General features: G+C 44.6%; 26 protein-coding genes. 13 read left to right on the top strand and 13 right to left on the bottom strand.

The window, feature by feature from the left end; all coding sequences use genetic code 11:
* Positions 1-23 precede the first annotated feature (23 nt).
* Complete coding sequence (gene dapA, locus R7Q09_RS20145; protein ID WP_005380422.1) at positions 24-902, bottom strand: 4-hydroxy-tetrahydrodipicolinate synthase; 879 nt, start codon at positions 900-902, stop codon at positions 24-26.
* 475 nt (positions 903-1,377) lie between these two features.
* On the opposite strand from dapA, the gene R7Q09_RS20140 reads away from it, so the two are divergent.
* Both R7Q09_RS20140 and bcp read left to right on the top strand, forming a co-directional pair.
* Complete coding sequence (locus R7Q09_RS20140) at positions 1,378-1,920, top strand: glycine cleavage system protein R (RefSeq protein WP_005380420.1); 543 nt, start codon at positions 1,378-1,380, stop codon at positions 1,918-1,920.
* 16 nt (positions 1,921-1,936) lie between these two features.
* Positions 1,937-2,407, top strand: coding sequence for a thioredoxin-dependent thiol peroxidase (bcp, locus tag R7Q09_RS20135; protein ID WP_151515043.1), 471 nt, complete (start codon positions 1,937-1,939; stop codon positions 2,405-2,407).
* Positions 2,408-2,484: 77 nt separating this feature from the next.
* Here the strand turns inward: bcp and R7Q09_RS20130 are convergent, their stop codons facing one another.
* The gene (locus tag R7Q09_RS20130; RefSeq protein ID WP_005389843.1) at positions 2,485-3,558 is read right to left on the bottom strand and encodes an AI-2E family transporter; all 1,074 of its coding nucleotides are present in this window, start codon (positions 3,556-3,558) and stop codon (positions 2,485-2,487) included.
* A gap of 1 nt (position 3,559) precedes the next feature.
* Positions 3,560-3,796, bottom strand: a complete 237-nt coding sequence (locus tag R7Q09_RS20125; RefSeq protein WP_005380414.1) for a sulfurtransferase TusA family protein — start codon at positions 3,794-3,796, stop codon at positions 3,560-3,562.
* A gap of 257 nt (positions 3,797-4,053) precedes the next feature.
* Between R7Q09_RS20125 and R7Q09_RS20120 the strand changes: the two genes are divergently transcribed.
* The 4 genes from R7Q09_RS20120 to R7Q09_RS20105 are packed head-to-tail and all read left to right on the top strand — an operon-like array spanning position 4,054 to position 6,905.
* Positions 4,054-5,505, top strand: coding sequence for a tetratricopeptide repeat protein (locus R7Q09_RS20120; RefSeq protein ID WP_005394337.1), 1,452 nt, complete (start codon positions 4,054-4,056; stop codon positions 5,503-5,505).
* Between the two features lie 16 nt (positions 5,506-5,521).
* On the top strand, positions 5,522-5,872 hold the full coding sequence (gene arsC / locus R7Q09_RS20115; protein ID WP_005380410.1) for an arsenate reductase (glutaredoxin): 351 nt from the start codon (positions 5,522-5,524) through the stop codon (positions 5,870-5,872).
* Complete coding sequence (gene wrbA / locus R7Q09_RS20110; RefSeq protein WP_005380409.1) at positions 5,873-6,442, top strand: NAD(P)H:quinone oxidoreductase; 570 nt, start codon at positions 5,873-5,875, stop codon at positions 6,440-6,442.
* 22 nt (positions 6,443-6,464) lie between these two features.
* Positions 6,465-6,905 (top strand): DUF2069 domain-containing protein, encoded by a 441-nt coding sequence (locus R7Q09_RS20105; protein ID WP_005380407.1) that lies wholly within the window; start codon positions 6,465-6,467, stop codon positions 6,903-6,905.
* A gap of 140 nt (positions 6,906-7,045) precedes the next feature.
* On the opposite strand, the gene R7Q09_RS20100 is transcribed toward R7Q09_RS20105, so the two are convergent.
* Positions 7,046-8,254 (bottom strand): DUF2066 domain-containing protein, encoded by a 1,209-nt coding sequence (locus tag R7Q09_RS20100; protein WP_154205103.1) that lies wholly within the window; start codon positions 8,252-8,254, stop codon positions 7,046-7,048.
* Positions 8,255-8,619: 365 nt separating this feature from the next.
* Here R7Q09_RS20100 and R7Q09_RS20095 point away from each other — a divergent pair, with 365 nt between their 5' ends.
* Positions 8,620-9,873: a uracil-xanthine permease family protein gene (locus R7Q09_RS20095; protein ID WP_005389855.1), complete on the top strand. Its 1,254-nt coding sequence runs from the start codon at positions 8,620-8,622 to the stop codon at positions 9,871-9,873.
* Positions 9,874-9,989: 116 nt separating this feature from the next.
* Here the strand turns inward: R7Q09_RS20095 and upp are convergent, their stop codons facing one another.
* Positions 9,990-10,616 (bottom strand): uracil phosphoribosyltransferase, encoded by a 627-nt coding sequence (upp, locus tag R7Q09_RS20090; protein ID WP_005380401.1) that lies wholly within the window; start codon positions 10,614-10,616, stop codon positions 9,990-9,992.
* A 179-nt stretch (positions 10,617-10,795) separates the two neighbouring features.
* Between upp and purM the strand changes: the two genes are divergently transcribed.
* Together purM and purN are read left to right on the top strand one after the other, a co-directional pair.
* The gene (gene purM / locus R7Q09_RS20085; protein WP_053349811.1) at positions 10,796-11,836 is read left to right on the top strand and encodes a phosphoribosylformylglycinamidine cyclo-ligase; all 1,041 of its coding nucleotides are present in this window, start codon (positions 10,796-10,798) and stop codon (positions 11,834-11,836) included.
* A 151-nt stretch (positions 11,837-11,987) separates the two neighbouring features.
* Complete coding sequence (gene purN, locus R7Q09_RS20080; protein WP_053349812.1) at positions 11,988-12,644, top strand: phosphoribosylglycinamide formyltransferase; 657 nt, start codon at positions 11,988-11,990, stop codon at positions 12,642-12,644.
* A 389-nt stretch (positions 12,645-13,033) separates the two neighbouring features.
* Here purN and R7Q09_RS20075 read toward each other — a convergent pair whose 3' ends face one another.
* Both R7Q09_RS20075 and lpcA read right to left on the bottom strand, forming a co-directional pair.
* Positions 13,034-13,879 (bottom strand): class II glutamine amidotransferase, encoded by an 846-nt coding sequence (locus R7Q09_RS20075; RefSeq protein ID WP_005385395.1) that lies wholly within the window; start codon positions 13,877-13,879, stop codon positions 13,034-13,036.
* Between the two features lie 50 nt (positions 13,880-13,929).
* Positions 13,930-14,505, bottom strand: a complete 576-nt coding sequence (lpcA, locus tag R7Q09_RS20070) for a D-sedoheptulose 7-phosphate isomerase (protein WP_005380392.1) — start codon at positions 14,503-14,505, stop codon at positions 13,930-13,932.
* A gap of 376 nt (positions 14,506-14,881) precedes the next feature.
* Between lpcA and fadE the strand changes: the two genes are divergently transcribed.
* Both fadE and R7Q09_RS20060 read left to right on the top strand, forming a co-directional pair.
* Complete coding sequence (fadE, locus tag R7Q09_RS20065; RefSeq protein WP_005385392.1) at positions 14,882-17,326, top strand: acyl-CoA dehydrogenase FadE; 2,445 nt, start codon at positions 14,882-14,884, stop codon at positions 17,324-17,326.
* A gap of 206 nt (positions 17,327-17,532) precedes the next feature.
* Positions 17,533-19,308 (top strand): SulP family inorganic anion transporter, encoded by a 1,776-nt coding sequence (locus R7Q09_RS20060; protein WP_005380390.1) that lies wholly within the window; start codon positions 17,533-17,535, stop codon positions 19,306-19,308.
* A 73-nt stretch (positions 19,309-19,381) separates the two neighbouring features.
* On the opposite strand, the gene R7Q09_RS20055 is transcribed toward R7Q09_RS20060, so the two are convergent.
* The 5 genes from R7Q09_RS20055 to dnaQ all read right to left on the bottom strand — a co-directional run bounded on the left by R7Q09_RS20055 (position 19,382) and on the right by dnaQ (position 23,199).
* On the bottom strand, positions 19,382-19,792 hold the full coding sequence (locus R7Q09_RS20055) for a GNAT family N-acetyltransferase (protein WP_017633770.1): 411 nt from the start codon (positions 19,790-19,792) through the stop codon (positions 19,382-19,384).
* 84 nt (positions 19,793-19,876) lie between these two features.
* Positions 19,877-20,269: a DUF1353 domain-containing protein gene (locus tag R7Q09_RS20050; RefSeq protein WP_017633769.1), complete on the bottom strand. Its 393-nt coding sequence runs from the start codon at positions 20,267-20,269 to the stop codon at positions 19,877-19,879.
* A 191-nt stretch (positions 20,270-20,460) separates the two neighbouring features.
* Entirely contained in the window at positions 20,461-21,033 is a 573-nt protein-coding gene (locus R7Q09_RS20045; protein ID WP_137282305.1) for a hypothetical protein, read from the bottom strand.
* A 184-nt stretch (positions 21,034-21,217) separates the two neighbouring features.
* On the bottom strand, positions 21,218-22,468 hold the full coding sequence (locus R7Q09_RS20040; RefSeq protein ID WP_318071099.1) for a TIGR03503 family protein: 1,251 nt from the start codon (positions 22,466-22,468) through the stop codon (positions 21,218-21,220).
* Between the two features lie 8 nt (positions 22,469-22,476).
* Complete coding sequence (gene dnaQ / locus R7Q09_RS20035; protein ID WP_005380385.1) at positions 22,477-23,199, bottom strand: DNA polymerase III subunit epsilon; 723 nt, start codon at positions 23,197-23,199, stop codon at positions 22,477-22,479.
* A gap of 59 nt (positions 23,200-23,258) precedes the next feature.
* Between dnaQ and rnhA the strand changes: the two genes are divergently transcribed.
* Complete coding sequence (gene rnhA, locus R7Q09_RS20030; protein ID WP_318071100.1) at positions 23,259-23,723, top strand: ribonuclease HI; 465 nt, start codon at positions 23,259-23,261, stop codon at positions 23,721-23,723.
* Here the strand turns inward: rnhA and R7Q09_RS20025 are convergent.
* Positions 23,720-24,466, bottom strand: a complete 747-nt coding sequence (locus R7Q09_RS20025) for a class I SAM-dependent methyltransferase (protein WP_017636046.1) — start codon at positions 24,464-24,466, stop codon at positions 23,720-23,722. The two genes, rnhA and R7Q09_RS20025, sit on opposite strands and share 4 nt — an antisense overlap.
* 37 nt (positions 24,467-24,503) lie before the next feature.
* Between R7Q09_RS20025 and gloB the strand changes: the two genes are divergently transcribed.
* Positions 24,504-25,262, top strand: a complete 759-nt coding sequence (gene gloB / locus R7Q09_RS20020) for a hydroxyacylglutathione hydrolase (protein ID WP_005380380.1) — start codon at positions 24,504-24,506, stop codon at positions 25,260-25,262.
* The last annotated feature ends 186 nt before the right edge of the window (positions 25,263-25,448 follow it).

Below are 25,448 nucleotides of genomic sequence, written 5' to 3'. Positions count from 1 at the left end.
AACTCAATCTTAATAGCTCAATCTTAATAAATATGGGCGTCTGTTAGCGCCTGCTCGACGATCGGCTGCGATTTTTCAGAAAGCGTAGTTAAAGGAAGACGCAAACCACCTTCTTCAATCAAACCAAGCTTTTGCGCTGCCCATTTTACTGGGATAGGGCTTGCTTCGATGAAAAGGTTTTTGTGTAGAGTCATCAAGCGTTGGTTAATCGCTTCTGCTTCTTCGTACTTACCTTCACTTGCCAAATGGAACATGTCTGCCATGTCTTTAGCTGCAATATTGTTCGTTACCGAGATAACACCATTGCCGCCAAGTTTCACAAAATCCAGCCCTGTCGCATCATCGCCACTTAGTAAGATAAAATCTTCGCCACAAAGTTCACGATGAATTGCAATTCGTTCCAAATCGCCCGTTGCATCTTTTAGAGCCACGATATTATCAAGCTTTGACAAGCGTGCCACTGTTTCTGGCTGCATATCAACAGCAGTACGGCCTGGTACGTTGTACAAAATTAGAGGCACATCACTCGCTTCGGCAATTGCCTTGTAATGTAAAAACAAACCCTCTTGAGTTGGTTTGTTGTAATACGGTGTCACACTCAGGAAGCCAGCAATACCAGAATCAGCCAGTAATTTGCTAAATGTTACTGCCTCATGGGTTGCATTTGCACCCGTGCCAGCAATCACAGGGATGCGACCGTCGGCAAACTCAACAGTTTTATTAACGACCTTCACATGCTCTTCAATGGTCAGTGTCGCTGACTCACCTGTTGTGCCTACTGCCACAATACCGTCTGTACCCGCTTCAACGTGGTACTCTACTAGCTTTTGCAGACCGTCAAAGTCTACTTCGCCATCTGCTTTGAATGGCGTAATCAGCGCTACGATACTTCCTGAAAACATGTTTATCTCCCTCATTTAACTCTTTCTGCATGGTACTTTAATGCGATTGAAAAACACAAGAGCGTAAACTCGCTTACAAAGTACAAATGAATGAATAATTACCAGTTGTTAGAGGTCTAGCAACTTAATTGCTCTATTTGGTTTGATTAACGGCAATATTGATAATCGTGTTGGGCTTTCGAGTGACTTTAGAATCTATCAGTGATTTGGAAAATACTGAAGAGCACAAGCAAGGAAAATATACTCTTTGGTCTTGTTAGCCAAGTCAGCTCTAAGTGAATAAAACGGCCAGACAATAGGCGAGCGCATCATGCAAACGTTTTGTTTATCCTACAGCCTGCATTTACTGTTTATTTCCCACCACTCCCCTCAACATCCTCCTGCTTTTTATAGACTAAAAAAGAACTGGCTCGATATTTCTTCGCAATATCTGTGCTAACATCTCTCTATTGAAGAAAGGACAAGAAGCTCATTTATGAAGCAACATCTGGTACTTACAGCAGTTGGAACGGACCGTCCAGGCATTTGTAACCAAGTCGTACAGCTCGTTACTCAAGCTGGTTGTAACATAGTCGATAGCCGTATCGCTATCTTTGGCAGCGAATTTACGCTGATCATGCTCCTGACTGGGAACGCCAGCAGCGTGACTCGAGTTGAAACGCAATTGCCCCTGCTTGGCCAAGAACATGACCTTATTACGATCATGAAACGCACAGCGGCGCACGAACTGCTCGATAACAGCTACACCATGGAAGTGTTTATTGAGTCTGAAGACCGCCCTGGGCTAACTGAAAAATTTACTAAGTTCTTCGCTGATCAGCAGATTGGTTTAGACTCTCTTAGCGCGCAAACCATCAGCAAGTCGAAAATTCAACTCGATTCTGACCAGTTTCATATTGCGATTACTGCATCTGTAAGCGCGGATTTTAATTTGATGCAGTTACAAGAAGACTTCGATGAACTTTGTAAGTCGCTCAACGTACAAGGTTCTCTGAATTTCATTAAAAACACACTATAAAGTAAAGGAAATCAAAATGAATACGCTGACAGCAGGCTCGCCAGCGCCAGCCTTCTCTTTGCTCGACCAAGACGGAAATACCGTTTCTCTTGAAGACTTTAAAGGCAAGAAAGTACTTTTCTACTTTTACCCTAAGGCGATGACGCCGGGTTGTACTACACAAGCAAAAGGCCTTCGTGACATCAAAGCTGAACTCGATGCACATAACGTGGTGGTACTCGGCGTAAGCATCGACCCTGTAAAGCGCCTAGGCAAGTTCATCGAGCGCGATAATTTAAACTTCACTCTGCTTTCAGATGAAGATCATGCCGTTGCAGACCAGTTCGGCGTTTGGGGCGAAAAGAAATTCATGGGCAAAGTATACGACGGTCTTCACCGCATTAGCTTTCTGATCAATGAAGAAGGCGTGATCGAACACGTGTTTAACAAGTTCAAAACCAAAGATCACCACGAAGTCGTATTAAACTACTTAAACGAAAACGCTTAAACGCTATTGTTTTTCTACAAACAAAAAGCCCAGCAAACTGCTCGGCTTTCTTTTAACCATCGTACCTTTGGTAACAACTACTCTTGTTCGACAGGTTCGTTTTCTTCCGTGCTTGGTAATGCATGCCATACGGCTTTGACTAATGTCGCTAAAGGAATGGCAAAGAACACCCCCCAAAAACCCCACAGCCCACCAAAGACTAATACAGCCACAATGATAGCAACTGGGTGTAAGTTTACTGCCTCGGAAAACAGAACAGGAACCAAGACATTACCATCAAGCGCCTGGATAATACCGTAAGCAAGCAACAACCAATAAAACGGAGGCGTTAAACCCCATTGAAACAAACCAACGATGGCAACAGGCACAGTAACAGCCGCCGCACCGATATAAGGAATCAAAACCGATAGACCAACGGCTACGGCAAGCAACGCCGAGTAACGAAGATCTAAAAGGGCAAAAGTTACGTAGCTCACACCGCCCACGATTAAAATCTCTAACACTTTACCGCGAATGTAATTTGATATCTGCTCGTTCATTTCATGCCAAACTTTATTCGCCAATTTACGGTTTTTCGGCAGAATACCGCTTGCGATTCGCAGCATTTCTTCTTTGTCTTTAAGCAAAAAGAAGATCAGAAGTGGCACTAAGATCAAATATACCGCTAGCGTTGCAATGCTAACTAATGAAGCAAGCGACCCTTTGACGACACTTTCACCCAGCCCCAATGCTTGGTTTTTGGCGTTCGTCACCACGGTTTCTACTATTTCTAAATTGGCTAGTTCAGGGTGGCGCTCTGGCAATGTGACAATAAATTTTTGTAGCCCGTTGTACATGTTCGGAATATCGTTAATTAGATTACCGACCTGAGTCCAAATCGTCGGAACCAAGCCAAACAACGCAATTAACATTAACCCGACAAAGACCAAGATCACGATAATAACCGACAAAGTGCGCGGCACGCCCATACGACACATTTTGACAACTGGCCATTCAAGTAGATAAGCCAAAACGATCGCGACAAGTAATGGCGCAATCAAGTGTCCAAAGAAGTAAATGGTGATAAAGCCAAACAGCAAGATCGCGACGAGACTTACTGCGTGAGGGTCAGAGAAACGTCGTTTATACCAACGACTAACCATTTCAAACATCTTATGCGGATTCCTTATTGAAGACAGTCAATGTGTAGTGCTCTGATGTAGATTGGCAATCAACCGAGTACCCTTGGGCACTAAGATAGTTCACAATGTCTCGTTTAGAGCTGTTGTCCACCACTTGAATGACAAGTTGATGATACTGCTTTGCTTCTCCTTGAAAGACCTCAGCAGCATGACGCTTTGCAAGTAACAGTGCCATAGGACAACGTTGCTCACGCAAATCAAGTAACATGGATTCCATTGTATTGCTCTGCACTTATGATAGGGTTGTATTGTAACGGCTTTTTGAGCTGGTGCTAGCACTTCTGACATGATTTAACCACATGCTGAAATAGCTCGGATGTAAAATAATTTACGAAACCAATTCATTTATTTCCGGTCTTACTGTTAGCTTATATCCTCACGGATAACCAAAACGTATGTGGCGCTGTTAATAGGCTCTCGACCTGTAACCACATGCTTATGTATTTTGGAGAACCTTTTAAACGTATGTTAAAACGCACTCGCTCGCTAGTTTGCTTATGTCTTGCTGCTGCCATCAGTTCGCCGACAACTTATGCCAATAGCATTGACTTGCCAGACATTGGCACAGCTGCTGGTGGCACGCTTTCAATAGACCAAGAGTTGATTTATGGCGACGCCTATATGCGTATGCTCAGAGCCAGTAAACCTATCGTTAATGACCCTGTCATCAATGAATATATTGACTCTCTTGGGCACAAATTAGTGGCCAATGCGAATGATGTAAAAACGCCGTTCCACTTCTTTATGATTCGCGACCGTAATATCAACGCGTTCGCGTTTTTTGGTGGCTATGTAGCGCTGCATTCTGGGTTGTTTCTTCATGCTCGTTCAGAAAGTGAGCTGGCCTCTGTTGTCGCTCACGAGATAGCGCACGTCACACAACGTCATCTTGCTCGGAGTATGGAAGAACAAGCACGCCGCTCTCCGGCCACATTAGCCGCACTTGCGGGGGCACTACTGCTTTCAATTGCCTCACCCGAAGCGGGGATGGCTGCAATTACAGCAGCAACCGCGGGCAACATGCAAAGTCAAATCAACTACACTCGTGCAAACGAAAAAGAAGCGGATCGCTTTGGTATTTCGACACTAGCAAAAGCCGGTTTTGATGTTCAAGCAATGCCAAGGTTTTTTGGCCGTCTTGCTGATGAGTATCGTTATGCGAGTAAACCGCCACCAATGCTCCTGACTCACCCTCTGCCTGAAGACCGAATTACCGATAGCCGTGCGCGAGCAAGAACCTATCCTCCAATGCGTGTTGTGCCTTCAATAGACTATCATCTAGCTCGCGCGCGCATTGTGGCTCGTTACGCTGGCATTGATGGACAAGCCGCCCTGAGCTGGTTTGAGAGAACCCAAAAGAAAGCCTCTGCGGACATTACACCTGCTTTTGATTATGGTCGAGCACTCGTGCATTTAGACAATAAACGCTTATCTCAAGCGGAACCAATTTTGAAAAAGTTACTGGAACAAGACCCAAGTAACCCGTTTTACTTGGACGCTATGACGGATTTATACATCGAGAAGAAGCAGCCAGAAAAAGCAACCGAGATGCTCCGCAAAGCGTTATCTCGTAACCCTCAAAATAAAGTATTGACCATTAACTACGCCAATGCGCTACTTGAGGACAATAAAAACGATCAAGCCACGCGAGTTCTTCAAAGATACACTCATGACTATCCTGAAGATACAAATGGCTGGCACCTAATATCGAAGAGCTACCACGCGCTGGGGCGTAGCGATGAAGAGTTGGCTGCTCGAGCAGAAATTTTGGCATTGCGAGCAAATTGGAATAAAGCGATTCAATATTATAGTGAAGCAAGTAAAATGGCCAAGTTGGGCAGCTTAGAGCAAGCGCGATACGATGCCCGTATCGACCAACTCATGATCCAAAGAGATCGATTCATGGCATTACAATAACGAAATGGAGAAAACCATGTCAGTCGTGATTTATCACAACCCTCGTTGCTCAAAGAGCCGTCAAACACTTGAACTGCTTGAGCAAAATGGTGTTACACCGGAAGTCGTCAAATACCTAGACACACCACTTAACGTGGATGAACTAAAAGCGCTGTACGCCCAGCTTGGCTTTTCATCTGTACGTGAAATGATGCGCACTAAAGAAAGTGAATATAAAGAGCTTGGCTTAGGCGAAGACTCCGTCAGCGATGAGCAATTATTCGAAGCAATGGCGAAAAATCCAAAGTTGTTTGAGCGTCCGGTTGTCGTTGCTAACGGCAAAGCAAAAATTGGTCGCCCACCAGAGCAAGTGTTGGATATTTTATAAATGGATTGCCAGATCCTTATTTTGTATTTCAGCCGTCATGGCTCGACAAAACAACTGGCAAGACAAATAGCAAGAGGAGTCGAATCGACTCCTCAATGCCAAGCAATTTTGCGTACAGTTGAAGAATTGTCACCTCACTCACACTCCCCTTCTGATCCAATTGTTACTCTAGAGGAACTAAAAACGTGCGACGGTCTAGCGTTTGGCAGTCCCGTCTGGTTTGGCAACATGGCTGCGCCTTTAAAGCACTTCTGGGATCAGACTACATCTTTATGGGTCAGTGGTGACTTAATCGATAAGCCTGCTTGTGTCTTTACCTCTTCGTCCTCAATGCATGGTGGTCAAGAAACAACGTTACAAAGCATGATGACCCCTTTATTGCATCACGGGATGATGGTTTTGGGCATTCCTTATTCCGAGCCAGAGTTACACACTACGCAGTCTGGAGGCACTCCGTATGGCGCCAGCAGTGTAGGCCATGAGGCAACCCTAAGCAGTGAAGAGATTCGCCTGGCACAACAATTAGGCAAAAGGCTGGCAACTGCAGCGTTAAAACTAAAAGTCTGTTAGTAAAATCAAGGATAGTTAATCGATGTCTGACTCTTTAGACCAAACACCACTCGGTACACAGGCTAAAACCTATCGTTACCTGGCTTTATTTGGCAACTTAGCCTTATTAGCCTGGGTCGCTATTTGGCAGCTTGCGTTATCCCCTCACCCTCACCTCAGCAGCACAACACTTGCTATTGCTTGGTGTATTCCGCTACTACTTCCGTTGCCTGGTATTTTAGCTGGTAAGCCTTACACTCATGCTTGGGCTAACTTTGTTCTTATGCTGTATTTCTTGCATGCGCTGACCATCCTTTATGTGGATGGCGGTGAACGCTGGCTTGCGGCAGTGGAACTGATACTGACTTCACTCGGTTTCGCTGGCAATATTTTGTTTGCTAGAGCGAGAGGCAAAGAGCTAGGTCTTAAGTTGAAACGCCTCTCTCAAGTAGAAAAAGAAGAAAAAGCGAAATTCAATAAATAACGCCAATCGCAGTCAATCACTGATCATTGGTTCGAATACGAATTTAGAAAACAAAAAGAGTCGCTATTGCGACTCTTTTTTATGCTTACCACATTGGTCTTTGATCCTTGCGTTTCACGCCTGGAACGCTACCAAGGCGATTACGATGCCGAGCGCCACTCGTAGATCAAGTCATACTGTTCTCGGACAGGCTCCACAATCATCGGCTGAGTTGGCTGTGTTTCGTCACTTGCTTCTGCCACAACATTTACTGGTACTTCAGGCTGCGCTTCTTTTGGCGTCGCGGCGTCTTTTGCTTCATTACTCTGAACCAATGGGTCTTCTTCTTGAGTTGAAGCTGGGGCATCAACTTCACCTAAAGGATCTTCAAAAACCATTAATTGAGAAATAGAAGAAGCTTCTTTCTCAAAAGCTTGTTGTGATGCCAAAAGGTGGATGTTGAGCGTTAACTCGTCCCCTTGAACACGCTTAATCTCTGTACCCGCAACCGAATTAAGTTGTTTTAACGCATTCTCTAAACGGAAGAAGTCCGTGGCAGAGGTTACATTGAGGACTTTCACTGCTAGCGCTTTTGAAGACTTTCCTGAAACCACAACTGCACTCTTACTTGCATAGTAGTCTGCGATGCCATCCACCATTTCTGCAATAGCATTAGCACCTGATGCAGACCCGCTACGCGGAGAACGTTGCGCTTCTACAATTCTCGTTGGCGACTGGTCGTAGAGTGTCCAACGAATTTGTTCACCTTGAGCTCGTACAACCAAAACGGCGTCAGCTGGATAGCGCTGGCTGGCTTGACCAATTGGCTCAATAAAGCCGCCCCAAAGATCAGAGACATTAACACCGGTTACATCATCAAAATCCCCAACCGGGATAGTGATTGGTAGGCCTCTTAGTTTCGCTGCGCTACGAAGTGCTGCAACATTTGAAGATTCAGAATGCTCCCACGCAATGTTACGATCGTAACCCTGTTCTTCAACCATCCAAACTAAAATATTGGCACGATTTGGCGACCAAGATGGCAATTGTGCTTGTGTTAAAAGAGAGCTGATTTGGTCGTTGTTAAACAACATTTTTAGGCTCGCTTTTCCATCAACCTGCCCATAGCTCAGTTGAGAAATGTAACGCGCACTTGAGCTGAGTGCCTTTTTAATCACTGGATTGCTTAAAGAGGATTGAGAACCGGTCGCTCGAACAATCACATCCTGCATACCTTGTTGACGAGCCAAAGACTCACCGTCGTTCTGCTCACTGTCGATAACCACTTCGGCACGATAGATATCCACCTGAGTTAATGCATATACTGGTAGGGACAACCAACCTATCAGTAAGAGAGCTAAATAGCGCATAGTTTTTATAATCCTCTGAACAAGAACCCGAATAATAAGCAACTATCAAATCTTGAGCAAGGCAAGTACTGAGTAAATTGTCTGTATTATGACCAGCTTTGTTAACTCGGGCCTCAACCAGCGCTTCAGTGCTATTTTTTATAATAAACTCATTGCTTATTAAGCTATCTCAACAAGTTAGGCTGTCCATTTTTAATCTTCACGCAAGACACGTAAAAGAGGACAATTTGCAAGCAAGCAACTCTCAAAAGTGCTATTTATGAGAAAAATTCAATCGAAAGTTTGATCTATGCAACATTGCAAACGATTGCAGGATGATAGTATTCGCCGGATTTGTCTGCGTATCTTGAAAATAGGGAATTATTATGAAAAACGCGTTACAAGGCGCTCAAATGCTCTTTGTCGCTTTTGGTGCTTTGGTGCTTGTGCCGCTCCTAACTGGCCTTGATCCAAACGTAGCCCTCTTTGGTGCCGGTGTCGGTACTCTCCTCTTCCAATTAATGACTAAACGTTCTGTTCCCATCTTCCTTGCCTCTTCTTTTGCGTTTATTGCTCCTATTATGTTCGGTATCCAAACTTGGGGTATCGGTGCAACGATGGGCGGCTTGATGGCAGCGGGCTTAGTTTATGTGGCTCTAGGGGCGATGATCAAAGTGCGCGGTGTTGGATTTATCCATAAAATTCTCCCGCCTGTTGTCGTTGGCCCTGTGATCATGGTTATCGGCCTTGGCCTTGCCCCAACAGCAGTGAACATGGCGGTAGGTAAAACTGGTGATGGAGCTGCACAGCTAGTTAATGGTGATGCTGCGATCATTATCTCGGCGGTCTCACTGCTCACAACCATTGTACTTAGCGTTTTTGCAAAAGGCTTTTTGAAGCTCGTTCCTATTGTTGGTGGTATTCTTGCTGGTTACTCTGTTTCTCTATTCTACGGTGTGGTTGATTTCACTCCCGTAGAACAAGCGGCTTGGCTAGCCATGCCAAACTTCACCGCGCCAGAGTTCAATATCAACGCAATTTTGTTCATGATTCCTGTCGCTATCGCACCTGCGGTTGAGCACGTAGGTGACATGCTTGCTATCTCAAACGTTACAGGTAAAAACTACCTGAAAAAACCAGGCCTTCACCGCACAATCGCAGGTGACGGGGTGGCAACTATCGCAGCTTCGATGGTGGGTGCTCCACCAAACACCACTTACAGTGAAGTAACAGGAGCGGTAATGCTAACCAAAGCATTTAACCCTGTGATCATGACTTGGGCAGCAATCACCGCAATCGTACTTGCATTGGTAGGTAAGCTAGGTGCGGTTCTTCAAACGATTCCAGTTCCTGTCATGGGCGGCATCATGATTCTGCTGTTCGGCTCCATCGCAACGGTAGGCCTCAACACACTGATCAAGAATAACGTTGATTTACATAAGTCTCGTAACCTAGTGATTGTTGCCGTAACACTTGTGTTTGGCATTGGTGGTATGGCTTTCGGTATTGGTGAGTTCAGTCTACAGGGTGTGAGCCTATGCGGTATCGTGGCAATTATTCTTAACCTTGTGCTACCAAACGATTTAGGTGAAAACCACGTTGTGGATAACGCACAAATGGAAGAAGAAAGCGCGAAATAGTTCGTTTGCGCCGCTTTATTAGGTGGCGTGTCTTACTCTTCTCCTCTTGTAGATACAAAAAAGGCTTGGTTTTCACCAAGCCTTTTTCTGTTCAGTCATAGTAATACATCAAAGAATTACTTAGTACCGAAGATCTTATCACCTGCATCGCCTAGACCCGGAACGATGTAGCCTTTGTCATTAAGCTTCTCATCGATTGCCGCAGTGTATAGCTCAACATCTGGGTGTGCTTTTTCTAGCGCTTCAATACCTTCTGGTGCAGCAACAAGTACCAGCACTTTGATTTGGTTACAACCTTTCTCTTTTAGGAGATCGATAGTAGCAATCATAGAACCACCTGTTGCAAGCATTGGGTCAACAACAAGCGCAATACGCTCCTCGATGTTTGAAGCAAGCTTGTTGAAGTAAGGAACTGGCTCAAGCGTTTCTTCATCACGGTAAATACCCACAACACTGATACGTGCGCTTGGCATGTGCTCAAGAACTCCATCCATCATGCCTAGACCCGCACGTAGGATTGGCACTACGGTTACTTTTTTACCTTTAATCTGGTCTACTTCTACCGGACCGTTCCAACCATCAATGGTCACTTTTTCTGTTTCAAAGTCTGACGTTGCTTCGTAAGTAAGTAGGCTACCGACCTCAGTCGCTAACTCACGAAAACGTTTTGTGCTGATGTCACCTTCTCTCATTAGACCAATTTTATGTTTTACTAGAGGGTGCTTTACTTCAACAACTTTCATGTCCATCTCCGGCTATAGTTGGCAATATTTAAACAAACCTTCAGATTATACATGATTTTCACAGGGATATCAGGATAAATCACTAAAGAAAAAAACAGACGCAAACGTTTGCTATCTATGTTTAAGCACTGTTAGAATAGCGCCGTTTTCATATCCAACTTAATACCGAGGACTTCCCTGTGAGTGGTAACAACTCTTCTCTTAGCTATAAAGACGCTGGTGTAGATATTGATGCAGGCAACGCGCTTGTGGATCGTATTAAGGGTGCGGTAAAACGTACTCGTCGCCCTGAAGTTATGGGTGGTATCGGTGGTTTTGGCGCGCTATGCGAATTGCCAACTAAATACAAACAACCTGTACTGGTTTCTGGTACTGATGGCGTTGGCACCAAACTTCGCCTAGCACTGGATATGAATAAGCACGACACGATCGGCATCGACCTAGTGGCAATGTGTGTAAATGATCTTATCGTGCAAGGGGCAGAGCCACTGTTTTTCCTAGATTACTATGCAACAGGCAAACTAGACGTTGATACCGCAGCGGATGTTGTTTCAGGTATCGCAGAAGGGTGTGTTCAAGCAGGTTGTGCCCTAATTGGTGGCGAAACTGCGGAGATGCCGGGCATGTATGAAGGCGAAGACTACGACGTAGCTGGTTTCTGTGTTGGCGTAGTAGAAAAAGAAGACGTGATTGACGGCACGAAAGTCGCTGCTGGTGATGCACTTATCGCTGTTGGCTCAAGCGGCCCACACTCAAACGGTTACTCCCTTATCCGTAAGATCCTAGAAGTATCTGGTGCAGATAAGAGCGAAGAGCTAGCAGGCCGCACTATTGGTGAGCACCTACTGGAACCAACAAAAATTTACATCAAGTCAGCACTTAAGATGATTGAGAAACACGACATCCATGCGATTTCTCATATCACTGGTGGTGGTTTCTGGGAAAACATCCCACGCGTACTGCCTGAAGGCACGAAAGCAGTTATCGATGGTAACAGTTGGGAATGGCCAGTTATCTTCAAGTGGCTACAAGAGAAAGGCAACGTCGACACACACGAAATGTACCGCACATTCAACTGTGGTGTAGGTCTAATCGTCGCACTACCGAAAGACCAGGCAGATGCAGCAGTTGCTCTTCTTAAAGAAGAAGGCGAAAACGCGTGGGTGATTGGTCAAATCGCACAAGCAAACGCGAACGAAGAGCAAGTTGAAATCCAATAATTTGCAAATCGAGCTCAAAAGATAAGAAGAATGAGGACGCTAGATGACTAGGTCCTCATTTTGCTATCTAGAACACTAAAAACCATTCTATTAGTAGGTAGTTTAGAAGCTACATAACTCCAACCTACAATACCAAGGCGCTCTCGACATCATGAAAAACCATACCCTAAAAAACATTGTGGTCCTCATCTCGGGTAACGGAAGTAACCTGCAAGCTATCTTGGAAGCTTGCGAAGACAGCATGCCAAACGCACGAGTGGCAGCCGTGTTCTCTAACAAAGCAGATGCTTTTGGTTTAGAACGTGCAAAAAAGTTTGATGTGGACGGTCACTTTGTCGACCCTAAAGCATTCAGATCGCGTGAAAGCTTTGATGCAGAGCTAATGAGTCAAATAGATGAATACCAACCAGACGTGATTATTCTTGCTGGTTACATGCGCATTCTGAGCAGCGCATTTGTTTCTCATTACATGGGTAAGATGATCAATATCCACCCTTCTCTTCTACCAAAATATCCTGGGCTACACACACACCAGAGAGCAATTGATGCTAGCGACAAAGAACATGGTACGAGTGTGCACTTTGTAACGGAAGAGCTTGATGGTGGCCCTGTCATACTGCAAGCAAAAGTTCCTGTGTTCGAAGACGATGATGCTAGTGTACTTGCGGCACGTGTTCAGGCGCAGGAGCACCGAATCTACCCTATGGTGGCTAAGTGGCTGGTAGACGAGCGGTTGATCATGAAGGATGGTAAAGCCTATTTAGATGGCGCAGAGCTTGGCGTACATGGGTACGCCTCAGATGAGTAGCCCTGAATAATAAACTCCAAGCACAAAAGAGCAGCCTGAGGGCTGCTCTTGGTTGTTTTAATACTTATAAACTTGATTCAAAAAAGCCGTAGTGAGACTAGAAACCTAAAACCCAACATTCTAAAAAATCCCATAACCACTTGAGTAACATAACACTCGGAAAGTAGATTCTGAATCTGGTTCGTTCTTCACCGTTCAGACTGACGAGGTGTTTTATGAGAAATTTCTATCAGTTACGTCTTTACAGCAAGCCTTAGCGAGACTAGGACTCTACTACCAGCACTCTAGAAAGTAAGAATGCTCATCCGTATCCGCCCTCGGTTTAAAACGCATAAAAATAAAGCTCGCGATTGAGCGAGCTTTATTTTTATATTCAGAGTAAGAGACCATCACTCTAACGGTTCGGTTGGCGCTTGATTGCCTGGCTTAGCCGCCGCAAACGGCACATTTACCAGTTCAGAGGCATTATTTTTGACTAGTTCACCTAGGTGAAACAAGCCGTATTCGCCAGGTTTCATACGCTGCCAAGCTTCGTTGCCCGTCAAAGGTTGAGTTGCGATCACAGAAACGATGTCGTGTGGCGTTGTTTCTTCTTGGAAGTTAATTTCCACATCTTCATCAAGCAACGCGGCTTTTCCAAACGGTGCGCGTCTTGTGATCCAATACAAATGATTGGTGCAATACGTCATTACATACTCACCATCACTCAGAAGCATGTTAAATACACCCTTCTCTTTTAGCTCATCACAACATTTAGCAACATATAAGAATACCGACTCCATATCCTTTGGTGGCTCAGGATATCGATCTTCCATTTGCTTCAACAACCAGCAAAATGCCAGTTCACTATCTGTCTCACCGACAGGTCGATGTCGACCTGTATGCAAGTCTTGGTAGCCAGAGAGCTGACCGTTATGCGCAAACGTCCAATACCTACCCCACAGCTCACGTGTAAAGGGATGAGTATTTTCTAAATTAACACCACCACGATTCGCCTGTCGGATATGACTAACGACCGCACGACTTTTGATGGGATAATTTTGTACCAACTCTGCTATTTTAGACTCACAACTTGGCTTGGGATCTTTGAAGGTTCGAAAGCCCTTCCCTTCGTAGAAGGTGATCCCCCATCCGTCACGGTGTGGGCCGGTTCGACCTCCACGCTGCATGAGCCCAGTAAAACTGAAACAAATATCCGTTGGAACATTAGCGCTCATACCGAGCAATTCACACATGGTTTAAAAAACTCCCTAACAACACAGCTCGAAACGGTGGCCGTAAACGATTATTCCATCTCTTTTTCGATCAACTGAATGATGATATGAATAATCTTAATATGAATTTCCTGAATGCGGTCTGCATAACCAAAGTGTGGCACGCGGATTTCAATATCTGCAAGGCCTGCCATTTTGCCGCCATCTTTACCTGTTAGCGCAATCGTCTTCATGCCTTTCGCTTGTGCTGCTTCAATCGCTTTCAGGATGTTACCTGAGTTACCTGAAGTCGACAGACCAAACAGTACGTCACCTTTTCGACCAACCGCTTCTACATAACGTGAAAACACGAAGTCATAACCAAAGTCATTACTCACACAAGAAAGGTGGCTTGGATCTGAAATAGCAATACCAGCATAGCCAGGACGATTTTCTCGGTAACGGCCTGTTAGCTCTTCGGCAAAGTGCATTGAATCACAGTGAGAACCACCGTTACCACATGACAATACTTTACCATCTTGCTTGAATGAGTCAGCAATCATTTTCGCCGCTGCTTCGATTTGCGCAATGTTATGGTCATCGCTTAAAAATTTGTTGAGCACTTCAGCAGCTTCGTTTAATTCACTTCTAATCAGATCATGGTACATAAGACGTTCTCTTTATTATTTCGGCTTCAGTCAGCTCTAGACTCACTGAGCAAATTGTTCTGATACCAATTTGGTATCGGACATTTCATAAACCTGAACTCGGGTTTGATTACTCTGAGTTTACCCACAAACGAGAATTAGTGTCGATAGTGAACCAACAGATTTAGATTAGTGATGGTAATAAACTTGTCAACTTGCTCATGAAACCATCACTCAAATCTCAACTTTAGAATTTTAACTCTACTTAGATCACTTTTTATCCAATCTTATGTTTTACATTTCCTTAATATTTTGATTACACTTAAACCAACTGGTTAGACCTCTTACCTAACATGCAGACGTACAAAACTTATAAAGTCTGAAAAGGAAAATATATATGGACATCTTGCTCTCAATCATCACGATGGCGATCGTGCTAGGCATTACGCTCTACCACCGCATGTCTCTCGTGAAATCTATTAGCTTACTCACCGCGGCCATGCTGGCTCTTACAGTAGCAGGAACTGTCGGCGTTATTGGTTGGGCTATTTACGTTCTCGCCGCAGCTGTGCTCGCGGTTCCTGGCGTACGTCAGTCTTTAATTAGCCGCAAAGCGTTAGTACTTTTCAAGAAAGTGCTGCCAGCTATGTCTCAAACCGAAAAAGAAGCGTTAGACGCAGGTACCGTCTGGTGGGAAGCCGAACTGTTTAAAGGCAAACCAGAGTGGCAAAAGCTACACGCGATTCAAGCACCTAAGTTAAGTGCGGAAGAACAAGCCTTTTTAGACGGCCCTGTGAATGAAGTGTGCGCCATGGTGAGTGATTTCCAAGTGACCCATGAACTCGCGGACTTACCGCCAGAAGTTTGGCAATACCTGAAAGATCATAAGTTCTTCGCCATGATCATTAAGAAAAAGTACGGTGGTCTGGAATTCTCAGCATACGCGCAATCACTAGTACTACAAAAACTAACGGGTGTTTCTGGCGTTCTATCGTCTACCGTTGGTGTTCCTAACTCTTTGGGCCCAGGTGAGCTACTGCAACACTACGGTACTGAAGATCAAAAAAATCATTACTTACCGCGTCTAGCTGAAGGTAAGGAAATCCCTTGTTTCGCCTTAACGAGCCCAGAAGCGGGTTCTGACGCAGGCTCTATTCCAGATTACGGTGTGGTCTGTAAAGGCGAATGGGAAGGAAAAGAAGTACTGGGTATGCGCCTGACTTGGAACAAGCGCTACATCACCCTAGCGCCAGTCGCAACCGTACTAGGCTTAGCATTTAAACTTCGCGACCCTGAAGGTTTACTAGGCGACAAAGAAGATCTTGGCATCACTTGTGCGCTTATCCCAACTGATGTCAAAGGTGTTGAGATTGGTAACCGACACTTCCCACTCAATGTGCCATTCCAAAATGGTCCAACGCGCGGTAAAGACATCTTTGTTCCTATCGATTTCATTATCGGTGGCGAAAAAATGGCGGGCCAAGGTTGGCGTATGCTGGTTGAGTGTCTGTCGGTTGGACGTGGTATCACGCTACCTTCAAACTCAACAGGTGGCATCAAAACTGCGGCAATGGCAACCGGTGCTTACTCACGTATTCGCCGTCAGTTCAAACAGCCTATCGGCCATATGGAAGGGGTTGAAGAACCATTAGCACGCTTGGGTGGTAATGCTTACGTGATGGATGCAGCAAGCAACTTAACCGTCGCGGGTATCGACTTAGGTGAAAAGCCTTCAGTAATCTCAGCTATCGTGAAGTATCACTGTACGCACCGCGGCCAGCAAAGCATCATCGATGCAATGGACATCGTAGGCGGTAAAGGTATCTGTATGGGACCTTCTAACTTCCTAGCTCGTGGTTACCAAGGTGCGCCAATCGCGGTAACGGTTGAGGGTGCTAACATTCTAACACGCTCAATGATCATCTTTGGCCAAGGCGCAATCCGTTGCCATCCGTACGTTCTTGAAGAAATGAACGCGGCGTATTCTGAAGCAAGTAATGCTGTCGAGAAATTTGATAAAGCGCTTGCTGGTCACGTGAGCTTTACAATGAGTAACCTAGTGCGCAGTATCTGGTTTGGTTTGAGCGACGGTCTGGGCTCTTCATCACCAACCAAAGATGCAACCAAGCGTTACTACCAACAATTGAACCGTTACAGTGCAAACCTTGCTCTGCTATCGGATATCTCAATGGCAGTGCTAGGTGGCTCTTTGAAGCGTAAAGAGCGTCTATCAGCACGTCTTGGTGACATTCTAAGCCAGCTATATTTGAGCTCTGCGACGTTGAAACGTTTTGAGCAAGATGGCCGTCCAGTCGAAGATTTACCATTAGTACACTGGGGTCTACAAGACAGTTTGAAACAAGCGGAAGTGGCAGTAGATGAATTCTTAGCAAACTTCCCGAACAAAGTAATTGGCCGTGCGCTACGCGTATTAATCATGCCATTTGGTCGCGTACGCAAAGCACCAAGCGATAAACTAGACAGTAAAGTGGCGCGCATTCTACAAACGCCAAGTGCAACGCGCTCACGCATTGGTCGCGGTCAATACCTTGAACCAACCGAGCACAACGCAGCAGGTAAGATTGAACTTGCACTATCAGTCATTCTTCAAGCTGAGCCTGTGTTTGACAAAGTATGTAAAGCGCAGGGTAAGCGTCGCCCATTCTTACGTTTGGATATGATTGCTCAGGAAGGGCTAGAGCAAGGCTTTATCACGCAAGAAGAAGCCGATCTACTCAGAGAAGCGGAACAGCATCGTCTAGATACAATCAACGTTGACGATTTTGAGCCGGAACTGCTTGCCGCAAAGCCGCTATACCCTCAGATGGATAGTGTCGCGTAACTCTAGAATCTGAGATCACAAACGGGAGTATCAGCTCCCGTTTTTTATTGCTTCCAGAATCGGATTCATAACACCTCACACCACGAAGCCCCTGCGCAATCGCAATAAAAGCCACGCACTCCAATCTTTCCCCCGATTTCCAGTGATAACTAACTCACAGACGTTCCAACTAAGCGGTGTATACTTTAAGTAACTCACTCACATATATGGTAAATCCGTTGGCTAAAATATTACTCGCACAGTGGTTCCCAGGGCTTGTTCAGCTTAAGCATTATCAAAAAGAATGGTTTGTTAACGACTTCAGAGCCGCCTTTTCTGTTGTCGCGGTTGCACTGCCAGTTGCCATAGCTTATGCACAGTTAACTGGTGTATCCGCAATTGTCGGTCTGTATTCGTGTGTACTGCCAATGTTGGTTTACGCCATGATGGGCACATCTCGACAACTCATTGTCGGACCCGATGCAGCAACCTGTGCAGTGATTGCTGCTGTTGTGACACCACTTGCCGCAGGTGACCCCACAAAACATTGGCAGTTGGTTATGACCATGACAGCGATGACGGGGATTTGGTGTGTACTGGCAAGTCGTTTCAAGCTAGGAGTGTTTGCAGATTTCCTTTCTCGTCCGATTCTTTTGGGTCTACTCAACGGTGTTGCTCTCACAATTATCGTTGGTCAGTTTGCGAAAGTAGTCGGTTTGAAATACGAGCAACGTTATTTACTGGAACGTTTATGGGAAGCTCCACAACGATTAACCGATCTTCATTGGCCTACTGTAACTCTGAGTATCGTGACGGTTGTCGTTTATTTGCTCACCAAACGCTACCGACCAACTTGGCCTGCTGCCATGCTGGCGATCCTCGTAACTACTGCGTCAGTTTGGTTTTTCCATTTACAAGAGATGGGCGTATCGGTTGTCGGACTCACTCAAGGTGGCTTCCCTCAGTTTCAAACACCGGAATTTGAGCTAGGTGAAGTTCGTGAACTAGTAGTCCCGGCGCTCAACCTTGCGATTGTCAGTTTTGTTAGCATGATGCTCACCGCCCGCAGTTTCGCGGCTAAAAACGGTTATGATATTGATGCAAATAAAGAGTTTCAGGCGTTGGGTTTTGCCAACATTGCCTCAGCGTTTTCACAAGGTTTCGCAATAAGCGGCGCTGACTCACGCACAGCCGTCAATGATGCAAATGGCGGTAAATCTCAATTAGTTTCGATTGTCGCCGCAATCACCATTGCCATTATTGCGGTATTTATTTACGAGCCTTTGCAGTTCATCCCTATCGCTTCACTTGGTGTTGTATTGATCATTGCGTCCCTATCGCTGCTCGATCTTAAAGCAATTTGGAAATTAAAATCTCGTGACAAAGATGCATTTTATCTGGCCATCATTACTTTTATTTCTGTGTTGATCGTGGGTGTAATACCGGGGATCACTTTGGCGGTATTGCTAGGGCTGTTTCAATTTTTACGGATTGTCATGCGACCGAGTGATCAGCTACTTGGCTTGGATGAAAAAGGTACCATTCGGACCATCGACGACTCAGGAAAAGCTTCGCCTATTCCTGGAATGGTGATTTACCGCTTTAACTCACCGCTAACTTACTTCAATGCTCCTTACTTTAAACGTAGAGTGTTAGAGCAGGCAGAGCATCACAAAGACGCAAGTTGCGTTGTCATCGACGCCGTATCGAGCTTTACTCACTTGGATCTCAGTGTGATGGCAACACTGGCAGATATTCACAATACTTTGAAAAAGAGAGGCGTACGCTTAATCCTCGCTGGAAGGAAACGACGTCTTCGTCAATGGTGTGAGCTTACTGGTATCAGCACCAGTGAAGGAGGCATCTTACTGCGAGCTGATATGTACCTTGCCATTAAACTTAGTGGCTGTTACATCAGTGCTGTGGGTGAGGGACAAATTCCTACTGTTCAAAAAGAGCCTGATTTAGAGCAGCCACCCAAACCAATTCCAGAAGTGGCTTAAATACAAATTTAATATAGAAAACAGGAAATTAAACTCCTGTTTTCTAGTGCTTATCTTCACAGCTGAATACGTGTTACGCCTTTGGCTTAAACTTTTTTGTCATCCCTTGGCTTTTAGGAGCCACCAGCCTATAACCAAGCTTTTCGTAAAAGACCGGTTCATCAGCAATCATAGAAACGTAAGAGCCTTCAAGTGCAACAGATGAAAGATAACCGTCGATGTATTCCATGACTTTTCTACCTAAACCGTTGCCTTGATAATCAGAATCAACGGCAACGTCGACAATTTCGAAGTTACACGCCCCGTCACCAACAACCCGACCCATTGCAATGAGCTTTCCTTCATCCCGAACAGATACGCCATATAACGAATTGGGTAGACCAATTTCAGCAGCTTTCAACGATTTGGGTGATAGCCCGGCTTTGACACGCATATCACAGTATTCTTTCGGGCTTGGCACATGCTCTTCATATCTTATTGTCATTATGTACTACTCCTTTGTATCACCTTGGAGCTTACATAACTAAACTGTATAAATAAACAGTTAAACGTTGGAAAGATGTTCCCATTAAGCACACAAAGTATCAGGTCTAGAAAAGAAGCCACCGACAACTCTGACGCCATAATAGATATAAGTTGCTCTGAAGCTAGACATTCCTTTTTCTAAACATGTTTCTCTCAACAACGTATCCGCATGCTTTCGAGCACTTTGTGGCAACACCTCTTCCCTCATGAGTTGGTAAAGAGCATCATGCACTAAAGAAGCTTTCATAATGTTTTTTGTGTCTAACGCTGGCCCACTCGCTCCATCCCATGCATAGCCCTTTTTAATCGTTAACACGCCTTGTTTGGACAAACTAAGAAAAGGGCTGTCATACGCGTTACTCACTGAAATGTGAGTCTCAATCTTTTCTTCAGAATGGAGAGTGTATTTATACTTCTGACGCTTTTTGTATTTCATCAGAGACCTCGCGTTTACTTATTCTTATTTATCACGCACAGCTGAATATTTATCCAGAAACCCTACAAGATCGGCTTTTGTTATTATGGCGTACTACCTATTACAAAGCCCAAATCAATATAAATAGAACTCCATGCAATCAATAAAGCCAGAACCCCTGACTTTATTGATCAAAATTTAACCAGAAATCCTTATTCTGAAGGAAGTCTACTCAATTTTTTATGGATATCTTCTACAAAATTGGCTTGTTCACTTGGAGAAACCTCTAGAACATAATGAAAAAACGGACTTGTATGCTCAGTAATTTTATACTCTTCACTTAACAGCTTAATTACTTGTTCATGATTAAATCGTGCGGAGACTAAGCCACTCTCGGTTTCTTGAGTTATAACTATATAGTGAGCGGTTGGAAAAACCGTAAACCTTCCTTCGACAGGAAACCAAGGAGCAAAAGAAATAATCTCGTCATCAATTATGTATGCTTGAGGTTTACTGACATAGGTGTAAGGGTACTTTTCATCTAAATAGGGTCTTGCTGTATCAAACAAGCCATCATAATAAGTTGGTATTTCTACTTTTTGGATTTTACTTAAGGGATCGAAAGTGAAGGTATCAAGTGATTTTAAATTATTACTTCCCGAATCTGGATTATTAACACCATTATCAATAGAAGAACAACCTACAATTATCACTGCACAAAAAAAAGCTAAAATTTTATTCATTATTTCTTTTATCTTTAATTGATTGTTTTGAAAGTTAGTCACATTAAAAATGCAACCAATTTAGAAAGTAAAAATGATATATTATTTATATAAAATCCCAAACATATATTTGAGTACAGTAAACTTAAATATTCATAATTTATCCATTTTTCTTCTTCCAATTTGGTAACTTGAAAAAAAAACGGAGCCGATTGGCTCCGTTTCTCGCTTTATGTGTGTGTTACTACTATTTCTTTGGTACTTCTAATTGCATCTCTGGCATGGCATCGCGCTTCGCTTTAATTTTGCGCCAGACTATCCATGCAATGATCACAATCAGCAGCATTATCAAGTTACCTACCGCGATAATAATCATGCTGCGCTTACGCTCAGCCTCCCGCTCAGCGATAATTTGCTTTTCCATTTCAATACGGCGCTGATCGGCTAATTCAGCTTCTTTTGCAATTCGAGCAGCTTCTAGATCAACTTCATCAACAACACTGAAAGTTTGCTCTGGAATAGGAAACACCAACGGACGCTGGATTGCAAAATCAGTGGCAAAGATCTCGCCGCGCCATGCGTACTTACCAAGCTCAGCATCGTTATTGAGGTCCAACGTAACTTTCATTCCATCTTTAGAGACCTGTCCTTGGCTGTAACTAATGAAACCATCGGGAGCGTCCTTTTTCACTGTGACTGCAATGGAGCCTGGTGCAATCATACCTTGCTCGCCACTCACCACTAATTGGTGTGGCTTATCGGGATTACGAGCCTGAATAAAAGTACGAGAAATTGGGTTCGGATAAACCAAGATGACTTGTTCTTGCGCTCGTAAGAATACGCCATTGCCAGACGTGATGCGCGCGCGGTACTTACCAGGCTCAACGTCTATTGGGAGCTGAACCGTAAACACACCATCCCCTGCTTTTTCATCCAAGCCGCGGCCGTCATCAGAAAACTCACCCACAACCATCGGCACTGGACGAGCTTCTTTGATCAGCTCATCTTCATTTTCGACAAACTTGGTAAATGTCACGCGCAGATTCACGCGATCAAGGAAGTCGCGCAATACAAGAGGTTTGCCGTCGGAGGTCAGGCGAGCTGTAAACTTAAGCGCTTCCCCATTATATAATCGGTTTGGGAACAGATCCGTACTGAGCTTTAGGTGAGAAATTAAGCGGATGTTATTTTTAGGCGTAACTTTCCCCACAGCCTGCCATGGACCTGGCATAGGGTTATCAACGGAAATAATATCGAGTGAGGCTTCTTGATACCAACGTACATTGTCGTAAGAGCCCCAAGCATAGTATTTTTTACCGTCAGGACGGACTAAAACAACTGGCTGAGAACTTTGCTCACGATAAACCAAAAACGTGATCTGCTCGATGGTTGGATCAACTCGAAAGCGATTGTCTAATAAAGACATTGTAGATTCACTCGCAGCACTCGAGAGACTACTCCATATCGCTAAAAACGCGACCAACAAAGCCCTCAACATAGCTTCTCCTATTGATGCCAAATACAGTCGTTCACCAACTCTAATCTTTTTTGGTGAGCTTCTAGTTCATCGGCACTTGCGCGCAAAACCTTTAGCGCTTTTCTTCCTTCAATACGACGAATAGTTTCTACTCCACCCTCTTGTTTATTCGCGTTAAATTCTAGACTCGTTTGACCACCCGTCATAAAGAGGTAAACGTCGGCTAGAATCTCCGCATCGAGCAAAGCTCCGTGGAGAGTACGGTGCGAGTTATCAATACCGTAACGTTCACATAAGATATCAAGGTTGTTTCGCTTACCAGGGAAGATTTTCTTCGCCATAGCAAGGGTGTCGGTCACCTTGCAGTAGTCGTCCGTTTTGCCGATGTTAGGATCGAGCATGCCAAACTCGTAATCCATAAAGCCGGTATCGAAGGGCGCGTTGTGGGCAACAAGTTCTGCGCCTTTAATAAACTCAAGAAACTCTTGGTGCACGCTCGCGTATTCCGGTTTATCAACCAAGAATTCATCCGTAATACCGTGAACTTCAACCGCTTCTGGTTGGATTTCACGATCGGGTTTTAAATAAACGTGGAAGTGACGACCAGTCAGCTTACGGTTGATGATCTCCACGGCACCGATTTCAATAATGCGGTGTCCCATGTAGTGAGGACCACCCTCGCGGTTCATACCTGTGGTTTCGGTATCGAGAACGACAATGCGGTTATATTCAGAATTGCTGCTGGTATTCATAAGGTTATGTATGTCAGACTATGCTTTATTAAATGTTTCGGCTAATAGTACCAAAAAATATGACCAAACACGTTGAGATTTTCACTGACGGTTCTTGTTTAGGTAACCCAGGACCAGGTGGTTACGGCATAGTATTGCGTTACAAAGACGTAGAAAAGACACTTTCCAAAGGCTATACGTTAACTACCAACAACCGCATGGAAATGTTGGCGGCTGTCGTCGCGCTGCAGACGTTAAAACAACCTTGCAAAGTCACTTTAACGACTGACAGCCAATATGTGCGCCAAGGTATTACTCAGTGGATCCATAACTGGAAGAAGCGTGGTTGGAAAACAGCGGATAAAAAACCCGTGAAGAATGCCGATTTATGGCAAGCTCTAGACAAAGAAACCTCACGCCATCAAGTTGAATGGCATTGGGTAAAAGGCCACGCGGGCCATCGTGAGAACGAAATGTGTGATGAGCTAGCCCGGACTGCTGCAGAAAATCCAACTGAGGAAGATACAGGTTACCAACCCTCTTAGCGAGATTCTTTCCTCATAGTGTTACCCTCTCGATTCATCACCCCAAGTGGTGTGAGCTTTTTCTTCAAGCGCCAATGCGGTTTGATAGGCTTGAGAGGGTATGTCCGTTTCCGCGCGACTATGTAATACAAACTCCCAGCGGGTGATGCCCAATCACCAAGACTATTTTCCAACCATGTCCACATCGTACGGTAACGTTTCATCGGAAACAGCGCATAACGATCACAATGAATCACTTGATAATTAAGTAACCCTAACCAATCTTTGATGCGGTTCGACGTAAACATTCGTCCACTCCAAGGCAAATTATGTTTACGCCATGGAAGTAAACTCGCTAATCCAGTCAAGCTTAATGGGTTGAATCCAGTAATAATTACATAGCCATCATCCATCATCACTCTATCGACTTCACGCAACAAACGGTGTGGATCGCTTGCATAGTCGAGCTGATGAGCGAGTATCACAACATCAAAGCTTTTTTCCAAAAAGGGTAATTCGTAACCATCTGCAATCACATTATGCAACGGGTTCTGGATATCTACGTTGACTTGGTGTTGAATGTTACAATTACAGCTGGTTAGCTCACAGCTCAACCCGCCCAGTTTGAGCATATGGTAGCCGAAGAGTTTCGGGCACCATTCATCAAGTCGGGTCTGGATTGACTCAAGCACCCACGGACCGTTGTTCATTGCTGACCAAGTCGACGGGTGTGGTATAGTTTTGTTGCTGAGTGCTGGTTTCATTAACCACCTGACTAAAATGGGTGACGGAGAACGAATCGTGTTAGAGATCAAAAGCATACCCGCATTTAATGATAATTACATCTGGCTGATACAAAATAGCGATAAGCGCTGCGCAGTCGTTGATCCGGGCGATGCGAAGCCAGTATTAGAATTTCTGCAGGCTAACGAATTAACTTTAGAAGCGATTTTAATTACGCACCACCACAACGATCACATTGGTGGCGTTCCAGACTTAGTGCGTGCATTTCCTAACGTCGCCGTTGTGGGCCCAAAATCAGAGCCAATTCCAACCCTAACGACACCAATGGAAGAAGGCGACAAGCTAGAGTTGTTTGGTGAGATTTTCTTAGTACTTGGGTTACCCGGTCATACTTTGGGCCATATCGGTTACGTTGGGGACGGAAAACTGTTTTGCGGTGATGTGCTCTTTTCTGCTGGCTGCGGTCGTATTTTTGAAGGTACGCCTGAGCAAATGTTTGAATCACTGAGCAAACTAACGTCTCTACCAGAAGAAACTCAAGTCTTCTGCGCACATGAATACACGGCGAGTAACGTGGCGTTTGCTCTAGCGGTTGAACCTGACAATGAGCAACTTCGCCAATATCGCGACGATGTAAACCGACTGCGAGCACTCAACATTCCGACACTTCCAACAACAATACGCAAAGAAAAGTGGATTAATCCGTTCTTGCGAACCTCTAACCCTGACGTGGTTCAATCTGTTGCTAGTCGCATTAAAAATAGCGATCCATGCTCGGTTTTTACTGCTTTACGCGAGTGGAAGAACGAATTTTAACCATTTTCTGCTTGTAAGTTTGCAAGACCCCAGTATTATCAGGGACTGATTTTTCGAGAAGCGCCACTGGCGCTTCTCTTACGTTTGGGGTTGATATAAATCTATTTGAATTTCTCCCCATTGCATAATTAGAAGCTCTTTGCCTCTATAAATTAGTTAGTGTTTAAAAGATGTCTATTATCTTGC

The sequence above is a fragment of the Vibrio sp. 2130-1 genome (assembly GCF_033339515.1).
This window is presented reverse-complemented; position numbering and strand designations above follow the sequence as displayed.

What these genes read in the sequence shown, in the direction of transcription:
- dapA (WP_005380422.1), bottom strand. Translation starts at nt 902, where the DNA reads ATGTTTTCAGGAAGTATCGTAGCGCTGATTACGCCATTCAAAGCAGAT.
- R7Q09_RS20140 (WP_005380420.1), top strand. Translation starts at nt 1,378, where the DNA reads ATGAAGCAACATCTGGTACTTACAGCAGTTGGAACGGACCGTCCAGGC.
- bcp (WP_151515043.1), top strand. Translation starts at nt 1,937, where the DNA reads ATGAATACGCTGACAGCAGGCTCGCCAGCGCCAGCCTTCTCTTTGCTC.
- R7Q09_RS20130 (WP_005389843.1), bottom strand. Translation starts at nt 3,558, where the DNA reads ATGTTTGAAATGGTTAGTCGTTGGTATAAACGACGTTTCTCTGACCCT.
- R7Q09_RS20125 (WP_005380414.1), bottom strand. Translation starts at nt 3,796, where the DNA reads ATGTTACTTGATTTGCGTGAGCAACGTTGTCCTATGGCACTGTTACTT.
- R7Q09_RS20120 (WP_005394337.1), top strand. Translation starts at nt 4,054, where the DNA reads ATGTTAAAACGCACTCGCTCGCTAGTTTGCTTATGTCTTGCTGCTGCC.
- arsC (WP_005380410.1), top strand. Translation starts at nt 5,522, where the DNA reads ATGTCAGTCGTGATTTATCACAACCCTCGTTGCTCAAAGAGCCGTCAA.
- wrbA (WP_005380409.1), top strand. Translation starts at nt 5,873, where the DNA reads ATGGATTGCCAGATCCTTATTTTGTATTTCAGCCGTCATGGCTCGACA.
- R7Q09_RS20105 (WP_005380407.1), top strand. Translation starts at nt 6,465, where the DNA reads ATGTCTGACTCTTTAGACCAAACACCACTCGGTACACAGGCTAAAACC.
- R7Q09_RS20100 (WP_154205103.1), bottom strand. Translation starts at nt 8,254, where the DNA reads ATGCGCTATTTAGCTCTCTTACTGATAGGTTGGTTGTCCCTACCAGTA.
- R7Q09_RS20095 (WP_005389855.1), top strand. Translation starts at nt 8,620, where the DNA reads ATGAAAAACGCGTTACAAGGCGCTCAAATGCTCTTTGTCGCTTTTGGT.
- upp (WP_005380401.1), bottom strand. Translation starts at nt 10,616, where the DNA reads ATGAAAGTTGTTGAAGTAAAGCACCCTCTAGTAAAACATAAAATTGGT.
- purN (WP_053349812.1), top strand. Translation starts at nt 11,988, where the DNA reads ATGAAAAACCATACCCTAAAAAACATTGTGGTCCTCATCTCGGGTAAC.
- R7Q09_RS20075 (WP_005385395.1), bottom strand. Translation starts at nt 13,879, where the DNA reads ATGTGTGAATTGCTCGGTATGAGCGCTAATGTTCCAACGGATATTTGT.
- lpcA (WP_005380392.1), bottom strand. Translation starts at nt 14,505, where the DNA reads ATGTACCATGATCTGATTAGAAGTGAATTAAACGAAGCTGCTGAAGTG.
- fadE (WP_005385392.1), top strand. Translation starts at nt 14,882, where the DNA reads ATGGACATCTTGCTCTCAATCATCACGATGGCGATCGTGCTAGGCATT.
- R7Q09_RS20060 (WP_005380390.1), top strand. Translation starts at nt 17,533, where the DNA reads ATGGTAAATCCGTTGGCTAAAATATTACTCGCACAGTGGTTCCCAGGG.
- R7Q09_RS20055 (WP_017633770.1), bottom strand. Translation starts at nt 19,792, where the DNA reads ATGACAATAAGATATGAAGAGCATGTGCCAAGCCCGAAAGAATACTGT.
- R7Q09_RS20050 (WP_017633769.1), bottom strand. Translation starts at nt 20,269, where the DNA reads ATGAAATACAAAAAGCGTCAGAAGTATAAATACACTCTCCATTCTGAA.
- R7Q09_RS20040 (WP_318071099.1), bottom strand. Translation starts at nt 22,468, where the DNA reads ATGTTGAGGGCTTTGTTGGTCGCGTTTTTAGCGATATGGAGTAGTCTC.
- dnaQ (WP_005380385.1), bottom strand. Translation starts at nt 23,199, where the DNA reads ATGAATACCAGCAGCAATTCTGAATATAACCGCATTGTCGTTCTCGAT.
- rnhA (WP_318071100.1), top strand. Translation starts at nt 23,259, where the DNA reads ATGACCAAACACGTTGAGATTTTCACTGACGGTTCTTGTTTAGGTAAC.
- R7Q09_RS20025 (WP_017636046.1), bottom strand. Translation starts at nt 24,466, where the DNA reads ATGAAACCAGCACTCAGCAACAAAACTATACCACACCCGTCGACTTGG.